The organism is Vibrio sp. 2132-1 (assembly GCF_033344315.1).
This window is the reverse complement of record NZ_JAWPON010000732.1, coordinates 1-548: the sequence shown is the minus strand read 5'-3', so window position 1 is coordinate 548 and position 548 is coordinate 1. Positions and strand designations below refer to the sequence as shown.

Annotated in this window: 1 protein-coding gene; it reads left to right on the top strand. The window is 50.9% G+C overall.

The features are described 5' to 3' along the window. Nucleotides 1-548, top strand: a 548-nt coding sequence (locus R8N47_RS27660) for a phosphoribosylamine--glycine ligase (protein ID WP_318186418.1), incomplete at both ends; no start/stop codon positions are given.

Here is a 548-nt window from a genome sequence, read left to right as displayed (position 1 = left end):
TGTCGGTGATAAAGACACGGGTCCGAACACAGGGGGCATGGGCGCTTACTCTCCAGCTCCTGTGGTCACACCCGAAATTCACAATCGCATCATGGAAGAAGTCATTTACCCAACGGTACGTGGCATGGCATCTGAGGGGAACCCATACACAGGTTTCCTATACGCGGGTTTGATGATCGACAAAGATGGCACTCCGAAAGTGATCGAGTACAACTGCCGCTTCGGTGATCCAGAGACACAACCAATCATGATGCGTATGGAATCGGATCTTGTAGATCTATGCTTAGCAGCAATCGACGAGAAGCTTGATCAAGTGGAATCTAAATGGGATCCACGCGCATCTATCGGTATCGTGCTAGCAGCCGGTGGCTACCCAGCAGCGTACAACAAAGGTGACGTGATCTCTGGCCTGCCTCAAGTTGAAATTGAAGGCGAGAAAGTCTTCCACGCGGGTACAGACAATAAAGATGGCGACATCGTGACAAATGGTGGTCGCGTATTGTGTGCAACTGCATTGGGCAACAGCGTATCAGAAGCACAACAACGCG